This is a genomic window from Xanthomonas prunicola, from assembly GCF_025266575.1.
Classification (GTDB): domain Bacteria; phylum Pseudomonadota; class Gammaproteobacteria; order Xanthomonadales; family Xanthomonadaceae; genus Xanthomonas; species Xanthomonas prunicola.
In genome coordinates this window covers 1,026,188-1,036,418 of sequence record NZ_CP096142.1, presented here as the reverse complement: position 1 = coordinate 1,036,418, position 10,231 = coordinate 1,026,188, and the positions used below count along the sequence as shown (strand labels likewise).

The window sequence follows — 10,231 nt, the reverse complement described above, 5'->3', positions numbered from 1 at the left end:
AGAGCAGGGACGATGCAACGAGCATTACGTATTGCCGTAGTGGGCTACGGAACGGCGGGGCAGGCACTGGCAGTGCTGCTGGGCGCCGATGGGCATCAACTAGAGGTATTCGAGCGCGCGCCTGCGCCAGGGCCGGTGGGCGCAGGCTTTCTGTTGCAGCCCAGCGGCCTGCAGGTGCTCTGGAATATGGGCTTGCTGCCGCAGGCGCTTGCGCATGGCGCACCGGTGCGCCGCTTGTATGGCGACACGCCGTGCGGGCGCGCAGTGATGGACATGCAGTACCGCGATCTGGATGCGCGCTTGATGGGTGTGGGCATGCAGCGCGGCGCTTTGTTTACGCTGCTGCGCGAGGCCTGGCCGCAGCACGCGCAGCTGCATGTGGAGACGCAGATCACCGCAATCGATCACGAGGGCGTGCGCGTGCAGGATCAACGCGGGCACTGGCATGGCCCCTACGATCTGATCATCGCCGCCGATGGCTCGGCCTCGACGGTTGCGCGCGCAGGCGCAGGGAACGCAGCTGGATCGCGTGTATCCGTGGGGGGCGCTGTGGTGTCTTTTGCCGCGCGACGATTGGCCGTTCGTGGACGAATTGCGCCAGCGCTATATCGGCGCACGCAAGATGATCGGCCTGCTGCCGGTGGGCACGCGCACGGGCGATGACACCCCGCGACTGAGCTTTTTCTGGAGCCTGCCGTGCAGCGATTTCGTTGCGTGGGAACAGCGCGGCATTGCCGCCTGGCGCGATGAGGTGGCGCAGATGTGGCCGGAAGCGCATGCGCGTCTTGCGACGGTGCAGGTGCATGGCGCACTGGCACGCGCGAGTTATCGCGATGCGGTGGTGTCGCGCTGGCATCGTGGCCGCTTCGTGCTTGCCGGCGATGCCGCGCATGCGATGAGTCCGCAATTGGGGCAAGGCGTGAACATGGCGCTGCTGGATGCATTGGCGATGCGCGATGCCTTGCGCGCAGGCGCCGATCTGGATGCTGCCTTGCAGCGCTATCAGCGTGAACGCCAGGCGCACGTGGCGATCTATCACCGCTGGAGCCGCTGGCTGACGCCGTTGTTCCAGTCCGAACGCGATCTCTGGGCACAAGGCCGCGACCTGCTGCTACGTCCGATGGGTCGCGTGCCGGGTGGCCGCGGGCACATGCTGCGCGTGCTCAGCGGTACCCAACATGGCTGGTTCGGTAAGTTGGCGCTGGCGCCCGAATTCGTGGATGCGTTAGCGCAACCGGTGGCGCGTGTGGCAGACGATAACGCCCACGCGGCTGCGTAGGGCAGTGCTTGGCCGCAGCGTCGGCCGGCGCGGTTTCGGCGCTGGCTAACGCACCGGCAAGGCCATTGCATCGCCTTCCACGCAGGCAACCAGGCGCTCGCCTTCTGTCAGCGTCGGCACGATGCCTGCGGTGAACTGCGAGAACGCCGGCAGGATGGTGACGCGTTCGCGTAACCAGAACGCCGGCCAGCGCCGCGACAGCCCGGGCAACTTGGCCAATGGATGCAGATGCCCGCACAGCACGTGGCGATTGGGGTGCGGCAACGGATCGTGACGCAGCACGAAGGGGCCATCTTCGACCTGTTCGCCAGCGGCTTCGATCTGCAGATCCGCACCGGCCAGTGCACGGTCGTGATTGCCGCGGATGGCGATCAGGCGCAACGCGTCATGCTGCTCGCGCCATGCGCTCCAGCGCCGATGCCAGGCGGCGCGTGGTGCCGGGCCGTGCAGCAGGTCGCCCAAAATCCATAGCACCTGCACATCGCGTTGTTCCAGCAACGCATCCAGCCGCTCCAGATCATGCGCGGTTCCGCCGGCTGGCAGGCCGATGCCGGCACGTCGGAATACGTCGGCCTTGCCCAGGTGCAGATCGGCGATCAACAGCGCACGTTGTGCCGGCCGATACAACGCGCGTTCGCCGAGCAATTCCACGGTTTCGCCAGCCAGCTGCAGCTGCACGCTATCGCCCATGCTTGCGCTCCAGTTGTTCGGCAGCGCGCAATACGCGCGCCTTCCAGTCTTCGGTACTCAGCTGCCCACGCACGCGTTCGGCCCAGAGCGGAAACGACAACGGAGTGAGGCTGCGTGGTTTGCACAGGCGCAACTCGCGGCGCGCGCAATCTTCCAGCGCATGCGCAAGCCGCGCCAGTTCTAGCTGGCCTTCGAACACTTCGCGTTCGGCTTGTGCAAGCAGCAAATGATCGGGGTCGAAGCGCTGCAATACGTCGTACAGCAAGCCGCTGGAGGCCTGCAGCTGACGCAGGCTGCGCGGCGCCCGGCCGGGCAACGATGGCGACAACAGCCCGGCCACACGCGCAATCTCACGAAACTGCCGGCGCGCCAGCTCGCCAAGATTGAGGCTGTCGCGCAGATCGTCGAACAGGTTCACCGGCGACAACAAGGTCTGCAGCACATCGGTATCGATCTCGACATCCTGCGCCGGCGACAGCACAAAGCCATAGTCGTTGGCCGCGAAGCTGAAGGTATTGCGTTGGCGTCGGCCCCAACGTGCCGCGAGCAACGCCGCCAGTCCCTCATTGACCTGCCGGCCGGCGAATGGATACACGAACACATGCCGACCATCGCGCGCCTTGATGCTTTCCACCAGCAGATGATCCGTCCCCGGCAACGAAGACAGCGACGCCTGCAACCGCAGCAACGGCGCCAAGGCCTGCATCTCCGGCGCACCGGCGGGATCGGCGAACACCGCTTCCACCTCGCTGCCCAGCGCCGACGACAACGGCATGCGCCCGCCCATCCATTTCGGCACCACGCCACTGCCGCCTTTGGCCACGCGCACGTAGGCGGTCATGTCTTCCAGGCGCACCAGCTCCAGCAAGCGGCCGGCAAACTGGAAGCGATCGCCGCGGCGCAGGCGACCGATGAATTGTTCTTCCACCGCACCCAGCCGCCCGCCGCGCAGGAACTGCACGCGCACGCTGCCGTCGCTGGTGATCGTACCGATGGACAGCCGATGCCGAAGCGCGACGCGCCGGTCGATCACGCGGTACAAGCCGTCGTCGTCGCGGACCACCTTGTGGAAATCCGGGTAATGCGCCAAGGCACTGCCACCTTGCACGATGAAGTCCAGCACCGCGTTCCAGGTGGTTTTTTCCAGGGCGGCGAATGCATCGGTGCCGCGCACTTCGTCGAACAACGCGTCGGCATGGAAGCCGCCACCGAGGGCGAGCGTGACGCAGTGTTGTGCCAGCACGTCCAGCGACAAACGCGGTGGTGGCCGCGCTTCGATATGACCGTGCACCAGCGCGCGGCGCGCAGCGGCGTATTCGACCAATTCCAGTGCATGCGAGGGCACGCACACCACGTGCCCGGATTCGCCTGGACGATGACGCGCACGCCCGGCGCGTTGCAACAGGCGCGCGATTCCCTTGGGACTGCCGACCTGCAGCACTTGATCCACGGCAGGGAAGTCGACGCCCAGATCCAGGCTGGAGGTGGCCACCACGCAGCGCAGGCTGCCGTCGGCCAGCCCGCGTTCGGCGGCTGCGCGTAGCGCTGGATCCAGCGAGCCGTGATGCAGTGCGAGCGTGGCCGGATCGTCCGGCCATACCGCACTCAAGGCTTGATGCCACAACTCGGCCTGCGCGCGCGTGTTGGTAAACACCAGGCTGGTACGCTGTTGCATGATCTTCTGCAGCACGCGCGCCAGTTGCGCCAGGCCAAGATGGCCCGCCCACGGGAAGCGCTCGCCACTTTCCGGCAACAAGGTTTCCAGCGTCATCGTGCGCGGCTTGACGCCGCAGACCAGCGTCGCCTCGGGGCGATGCGGCAGCAGCACATCGCGCGCCTGCGACAAATTACCCAGCGTTGCCGACAACCCCCAGATGCGCAACTGCGGCGTCCATCCGCGCAAGCGCGCAAGACACAGCTGCAGCAGCACGCCGCGTTTGTTGCCAAGTAGCTCGTGCCATTCGTCGACGATGACGCAGCGCAGCGCCGACAGTTGTGGCGCGGTGTCCGGATACGACAACAGCAAGGCAAGCGATTCGGGCGTGGTGACCAGCACATCGAGCTTGCCGCTGCGTGCCAGCCGCTTGTCGCGTGCGCTGGCATCGCCGGTGCGCAAGCCCACCTGCCAGTCCAGCCCCAATGCGTCCACCGGCTCGCGCAGCGCGCGTGCGGTGTCTGCGGCCAATGCACGCAATGGCGTGATCCACAACACTTGCAGATTGCGTTGCTGCTGGCGGCGCGCAGGCGAAGCGGGTTTGCCTTGTTTGATCGGTGGCGTGCGCCCGCGCGCGGCCAGTGCTTCCAGCAATGGCCCGCCGAATGCCGCCAGCGTCTTGCCGCTGCCAGTGGGCGTGTGCAGCAGGCCGGATTCGCCATCGAGATAGCGCTTCCACACATCGCGTTGAAACGGCAGCGGTGTCCAGTCGCGCTGCGCGAACCAGGCACGCCATTGCTGCAACGGCGTGCCGTGTGTCTGCTGTGTGGCGCTCACCGCGCCAGTGCCTGCAAGCTGCTCAGGTGATCGGCTTCAGCCATCGGCTTGTCCTGGCGCCAGCGCAGGATGCGCGGGAAGCGCACTGCAATGCCGGACTTATGCCGCGCGCTCCGGTTCACCGCTTCAAAGCCCAGTTCAAAGACATGCTGCGCGGTGACTGCGCGCACCGGGCCGAAGCGCTCGGTGGTGTTGGCGCGGATCCAGCGATCCAACTGCAGGATTTCCTTGTCGTCCAGGCCCGAATACGCCTTGGCGATCGGCACCAGTTGGCCTTCGTGCCACAGCCCGAAGGTGTAGTCGGTGTAGAGCGTGCTGCGTCGGCCATGACCAGCCTGCGCGTACAGCAGCACGGCGTCGATGGTGAGCGGGTCGATCTTCCATTTCCACCAATCGCCACGCCGGCGGCCGGATTGATAGACCGAACTGGCACGCTTGAGCATCAGCCCTTCCACGCCGCGTTCGCGAGCCTCCACGCGGACCTGCGCTGCGGCCTGCCAATCGCTGACCTGCACCAGCGGCGAGGCGACGATGCGCGGATCTGCAAGGGTGGAAAGCACGCCTTCCAGCAGTGCGCGCCGTACGTGTAATGGGCGCTCGCGCAGATCTTCGCCATCCAGTTCCAACAGGTCGTAGGCCAGCACGCGCGCGGGTGCGGCGGCCAAGGTTTTGGGTCCGGGCTTGAGGCGCTGGATGCGCGTCTGCAATGCAGTAAATGGCATGGGCAAGGGCTGTTCCGGTTGCCAGGCCAGCAGCTCGCCATCGATGACAGTGCCATCGGGCAACTGCAGCGCAGCGTGTTCGATCTCGGGGAAACGTCCGTCCAGGCGTTCTTCGCCGCGCGACCACAAGGCCGCTTCGCCTGCACGGCGAATCAGCTGCAGGCGAATGCCGTCCCATTTCCATTCCAGCAGCCAGTCGGTGATGGCGCCCAGCGTTTCGACCTCGGCCTCTAGCGGCGATGCCAGAAAGAACGGGTAGGGTTGCTGGCGGTCGCCAGGCAGGTCTTCGCTGGTCAGCAGGTCTGCAAGATAGGTTGGATGCGGCCGCCAACTGCCGAGCATGCGCTGCGCAATGCGCGCGATATCGACGCCGGACAACTCGGCCAACGCCTGCTGCACAAGTCGCTGCGACACGCCCACGCGTAGCGCGCCGGTGAGCAGCTTGTTGAACACCAGGCGCTCGTCGAAGGCCAGGCTGCGCCACGCCTGCACGATGCAGGCCTTGCGCACTTCCACGTCCTGGTTGGCGATCGGCAGCAGGCGCTGTTCGATCCACTCGGCCAATGGCAGATCGGCCGCTTCGGTGACCGGATCGTCTAGCAGCAGGGCCAGGGTTTCGGCCAGATCGCCGACATGGTCGTAGCTGTCGGCCACCAGCCATGCGTCGATACCGGCAGTGTCGGTGATCCACTCACGCAATTCGCCGCTGCTGGCAATGCGCATGCGCGCGCTCGCCACCTTGCCACCGGCCAGCAGATACAGCGCCCACGCCGCATCCAGCGCCGGCGCATCGCGAAAATACGCCACCAGCGCGGCACGCTTGTCGAGCGTGCCGGTGCTACGGTCTAGAGTGCGGTACAACGCCGCGAAGCGCTTCATGGCAGCGTTGCGCACCGGTCGGCTGCACGCAGCTCCAGTGCGCGTCGGGTAAACGCGGCAAGCACGCGTTGGCGCCGCTGTGGCTGCGGTGGACCGACCGTGGCTGCCGGTGCGTTGCGATGTACGCAAAACGCCAATGCATGAGGTCGGAAGGCGAGCGCACCGCTCAGGCGAATGCGCGGACGCGCGCGGACATAACGGCGTGCGGGCAGCGGGTTCATTCCTCGGCTCCGAAATCAGTGCGGAAGGCTTCCGCTGCGACGCCGCGTTCCCGCAGGTGTTGGATCAATGCGTCGGTATTGCCATGGGTGGCGATGACGCGCTGCGCGCCGGTCTCTTCGATGGTGCGCAGCAGGTCCGGCCAGTCGGCGTGGTCGGAGACGACAAAACCACGGTCGTAATTGCGCCGACGCCGATTGCCGCGGATGCGCATCCAACCGGAAGCGAAGCCTTGTTGCGCGCTGCGGAAACGACGGATCCAGGCGCTGCCGGCCGCCGATGGCGGTGCGATGACGAGTTGCCCTGCATAGTCGGCGCCCCGCGCATGCTCGCTGACCGGTTGTGTCTCCAGCATCGGAATGCCGGCCTGACGATAGACCTCCACGCCCACCGCGACCGCACCGTGCAGCAATGCCGGCTGCGTTTCCCATGCGCGTAGTTCGGCCAGGACGCGTTGCGCCTTACCTAACGCATAGCAATACAGAATGGCCGCTTCGCCGCGTTCGGCGCATTCGCGGCGCCAGGCAGCGATATCGGCAGCAACGTCCGAAGTGTCCGGCCAGCGATACACCGGCAGGCCGAAGGTCGCCTCGGTGATGAAGGTGTCGCAGGGCACCACCTCGAACGGCTTGCAGGTGGGATCCGGCTGGCGCTTGTAGTCGCCCGAGGCAACCCAGACCTCGCCATCCATTTCGATGCGCACCTGCGCCGACCCCAACACGTGTCCGGCCGGATGCAGCGACACGCGCGCACGCCCAAGTTGAAACGCCTCGCCGTCGGCATGCGTGTGATAAACCTGCTCGCCCAGGCGCCATTGCAGGATGGACAGGCTTTCGCGCGTGCAGTGGTATTCGCCCATGCCGCTGCGGGCGTGATCGCCGTGACCATGCGTGATCACCGCACGCCGCACCGGCCGCCATGGGTCGATATGGAAATCGCCTTGCGGGCAGTACAGGCCCTCAGGCCCGAGCACCACCAGATCGCCGCGTGTTTGAGAGGTCTCGTCGTTGCCGTTGCCCATGCGGCAACTCTGGCCAAGCCGGTGTGCAGATCCTGAGAATGGGAATGGCGTGCGACACCACGTTCGTGCAACAAACGTCCGCAGGCTGCGGGCACCCTAATGCCGCGTGCGCCGCCCAGACGAGCGCACCGCGGTCGCTTCCACCGCCAGGGTGAAGCCGCGTTCTTCGCCACCGTGCATCGCGCCGACATCGACGACGTGTCGGCGGATCTCCTCGCCCTTGCCGTTACGTACCACCACCACCACGGTGTATTCCCACGGATCGCCATCGGGCGGGTGACGGATGGTGCCGTCGACCTTGAGCGGCACGATCGGCGCCGGCTGCGCGTGTTGCGCAGCCGCCGAATCGAAGCGCAGGTGGTGCTTGCAGGCAGGGCAGACACTGGCGCTTTCCAGAATCGTCGCCTTGCAATGCGGGCAGCTGCGCGTGGCACCGGGCGTGCCCGGGCGGAGTGCACTCATGTGGCGTCGCTGTCTCCGCTGGCCACTGGCTTGGTGGCGGTGAGCGGCTTGCTGCCATCATCGCCCCAACCGAAATCGGCCTGGCCGCGCATGCGCGCACCCGATGCCACCGTGAGACTGCCGGCCTTGACGTCGCCGACCAATACGCCGGAGGTCTGCAGCTCGACTTGTGCGGCAGATTCGATATTGCCCTCGAGTTCGCCGGCAATGATCACCTTGTTGGCGCGCACGCCACCGTTGAGCTTGGCACCGCGTTCGATGGTCAGATCGCCCTTGACGTTGACATCGCCCTTGAAGCGGCCGGCCAGGCGCACATGGCCAGCGCCTTCGATCTTGCCTTCGATGCTGATGTCGGCAGCGATCAGCGACTCTTTCGCCTCGCTGTGACGCTGCGGTGCCGTAGCCGTCGGTGCGACGCTGGGCGGGGCAGCGGCGAGTACCGGCGGCGCCGGGCTGGCCTCGGCAGTGAACAGCCGCCCATCCGCAGCGGGAACCTCGGGGGTGACCGGAACGTTGTCTTTCTTGTTGGGACCTTGATCGCGCCACATCGACATCGGACTGCCTCGCTTTAGGGGTCAACGCCGACTATCGCCGCGCAACTAGATCTTTTGTGTGACCAATTACTCAATCCGCGATGGACGCTGTGCGTGCTCAGCCTACCGTGTCCCTGACGGCGCCGTGTCGCTCCACCCGATTGCGTCCGCGGTGCTTGGCGAGATACAACGCTGCATCGGCTCTCTGGATCAGGCTCGCGCCCTGTTCGCCATCGGCCGGGAAGCTGGCCACCCCGATCGAGGCAGTGACCTTCGGCAACGAGTGCGCACCGTCGCTGACCGCCAGCGCAGCGATGTAGCCGCGGATCTGCTCGGCCACGCGCATGGCTTCCTCGCCATCGGCTTCAGGAAGAATCACGGTGAATTCCTCGCCGCCGTAGCGGCAGGCCACATCTTCGGCGCGCAAGCGAGTGATCAACAATTCGCCCACTGCCGCCAGCAACAGGTCGCCGCCGGCATGGCCCTGGCTGTCATTGAATTGCTTGAAATGGTCCACGTCCAGCATCAAGACCGACAACGGCAGGCCACGCCGCGCGCAGCGCGCTAGTTCGTGGCTGAGCGATTCTTCCAGATAGCGGCGGTTATACAGTCCGGTCAGCGCATCGCGGATTGACTGCCGGCGCAGCGATTCGCGCAGGCGCAGGTTGCTCAGCGCCAACGACAACTGCTCGGCTGCTGCCTCGGCGATTTCCAGCCGCGGCATCGGGCCTGGACCGGCCGCAGACAGGAACAAAAACCCGAGCTGGGTGCCTTGCGCCGACATCGGCAAGCACGCGGTGGTGACGGATGCATCGCCAGGGAGCTCTTCGATGTGCGCACATAGCGCATCCCGGCCCAGGTCTTCGATGATGTGCGGTTGGCCGCGGCGCAGCGCCCAGCACTGTTCCGGCAACAGATGCGGCGCGCTCTGCACCAGCGGCTCGCCCCAGTGGCTGATCGCCTCGGCACGGTCCTGCGAGGCACGCAGCAAGTACACGCTTCCCGCCACGCCCGGCAGCAGGCTGGCCAGGGTCCGGCTGCTGACCATCAGCGCTTCTTCGGCGCTGATGCAGCTCTGCAGTAGGCCGGTGTACCGGCTGAGCAGATTGAGATCCGCAGTACTACGCTGCAGCGCGTCGATGCTCTCGCCCAGCTCGCGATTGGCCTGTGCGGCCAGTTGTTCGGCCTGCGCACGGTGGCGCAGTTCGCGCATCAACAGCGCATAGACCATGCCGACCACCATCAGCCCGAATGGAATGCCGGCCAACGCCAGCGCAAGCAATAGATTGGCACTTTGGCCACTGCTTTCAGCGCGCTGCGCCAGCAGTTCCTGCTCGCGCTGCACCATCGTCAGCGCCTGCTCGCGGATCGCGCTGGTGGTGCGGAAGGCGCTCTGTCGGATGTCAGCACGTGCCGGCTCCAGGCCACCTCGCGCATAGACGTCGAGCACGTGCTGAATCTGCCGTAGGCGGGTTTCTACCAGCTGTCGCAACTGCGCCAGGTGCTGTTCCTGTGCAGGGTTGTCGACGATCAGGCGGCGCAGATTGTCGAGCAGGATCGGCAGACGTTCGACGCTGGTCTGGTAGTTCAGCAGGTAGGCGTCGTTGCCGGTGAGCAGGAAGCCGCGCTGTGCGGATTCGGCATCGAGCACGCGTGCCTGGATCTCGTCGACACGGCCGATCACCTCGTGGGTATGCGATACCAGCGCGGCATCGGCCAGTGAACGACGGGCACCGACGAAGATGCCGATTCCGATGACGACAAAAATCAGCGCGGAGAAGATCAGCGCCAGCTGGTTGCGCCGGCGCGATGTAAAAGAGGAGGCCATATGCGAATGCTAGCCTGCCGGCCTCGACAACACGAGAGACCCGTTGGCAGATAGAAGCGCGCCGGCGCACGGCCGGCGCGTTGCGGGATGCTGCAGAAGGTATCCGG

10 protein-coding genes are annotated in these 10,231 nt (G+C 65.9%); 2 read left to right on the top strand and 8 right to left on the bottom strand.

The features are described from left to right. Nucleotides 1-12: 12 nt before the first annotated feature. Nucleotides 13-663: an FAD-dependent oxidoreductase gene (locus M0D43_RS22085; protein WP_260807990.1), complete on the top strand. Its 651-nt coding sequence runs from the start codon at nucleotides 13-15 to the stop codon at nucleotides 661-663. Continuing rightward, nucleotides 584-1,279 carry an FAD-dependent oxidoreductase gene (locus tag M0D43_RS22080; RefSeq protein WP_343231763.1) on the top strand — a complete coding sequence of 232 codons (696 nt, stop codon included), beginning with the start codon at nucleotides 584-586 and terminating at the stop codon, nucleotides 1,277-1,279. The genes M0D43_RS22085 and M0D43_RS22080 overlap by 80 nt, the downstream gene beginning before the upstream one ends. 45 nt (nucleotides 1,280-1,324) lie before the next feature. On the opposite strand, the gene pdeM is transcribed toward M0D43_RS22080, so the two are convergent. The 8 genes from pdeM to M0D43_RS04330 all read right to left on the bottom strand — a co-directional run bounded on the left by pdeM (nucleotide 1,325) and on the right by M0D43_RS04330 (nucleotide 10,124). Further along, on the bottom strand, nucleotides 1,325-1,969 hold the full coding sequence (gene pdeM, locus M0D43_RS04365) for a ligase-associated DNA damage response endonuclease PdeM (protein ID WP_252163691.1): 645 nt from the start codon (nucleotides 1,967-1,969) through the stop codon (nucleotides 1,325-1,327). Then, complete coding sequence (locus tag M0D43_RS04360) at nucleotides 1,959-4,460, bottom strand: ligase-associated DNA damage response DEXH box helicase (protein ID WP_252163690.1); 2,502 nt, start codon at nucleotides 4,458-4,460, stop codon at nucleotides 1,959-1,961. Before M0D43_RS04360 ends, pdeM begins: the two co-directional genes overlap by 11 nt. After that, complete coding sequence (locus M0D43_RS04355; RefSeq protein ID WP_252163689.1) at nucleotides 4,457-6,061, bottom strand: ATP-dependent DNA ligase; 1,605 nt, start codon at nucleotides 6,059-6,061, stop codon at nucleotides 4,457-4,459. The genes M0D43_RS04360 and M0D43_RS04355 overlap by 4 nt, the downstream gene beginning before the upstream one ends. Further along, a complete protein-coding gene (locus M0D43_RS04350; RefSeq protein WP_252163688.1) occupies nucleotides 6,058-6,282 on the bottom strand; it encodes a hypothetical protein in 225 nt (74 codons plus the stop codon). The genes M0D43_RS04355 and M0D43_RS04350 overlap by 4 nt, the downstream gene beginning before the upstream one ends. Continuing rightward, nucleotides 6,279-7,301, bottom strand: a complete 1,023-nt coding sequence (locus M0D43_RS04345; protein ID WP_252163687.1) for a ligase-associated DNA damage response exonuclease — start codon at nucleotides 7,299-7,301, stop codon at nucleotides 6,279-6,281. Before M0D43_RS04345 ends, M0D43_RS04350 begins: the two co-directional genes overlap by 4 nt. 96 nt (nucleotides 7,302-7,397) lie before the next feature. After that, complete coding sequence (locus M0D43_RS04340; RefSeq protein WP_101363372.1) at nucleotides 7,398-7,763, bottom strand: hypothetical protein; 366 nt, start codon at nucleotides 7,761-7,763, stop codon at nucleotides 7,398-7,400. Beyond that, entirely contained in the window at nucleotides 7,760-8,317 is a 558-nt protein-coding gene (locus M0D43_RS04335; RefSeq protein ID WP_252163686.1) for a bactofilin family protein, read from the bottom strand. Before M0D43_RS04335 ends, M0D43_RS04340 begins: the two co-directional genes overlap by 4 nt. 97 nt (nucleotides 8,318-8,414) lie before the next feature. Further along, complete coding sequence (locus M0D43_RS04330) at nucleotides 8,415-10,124, bottom strand: diguanylate cyclase (protein ID WP_260807989.1); 1,710 nt, start codon at nucleotides 10,122-10,124, stop codon at nucleotides 8,415-8,417. Nucleotides 10,125-10,231: the final 107 nt, after the last annotated feature.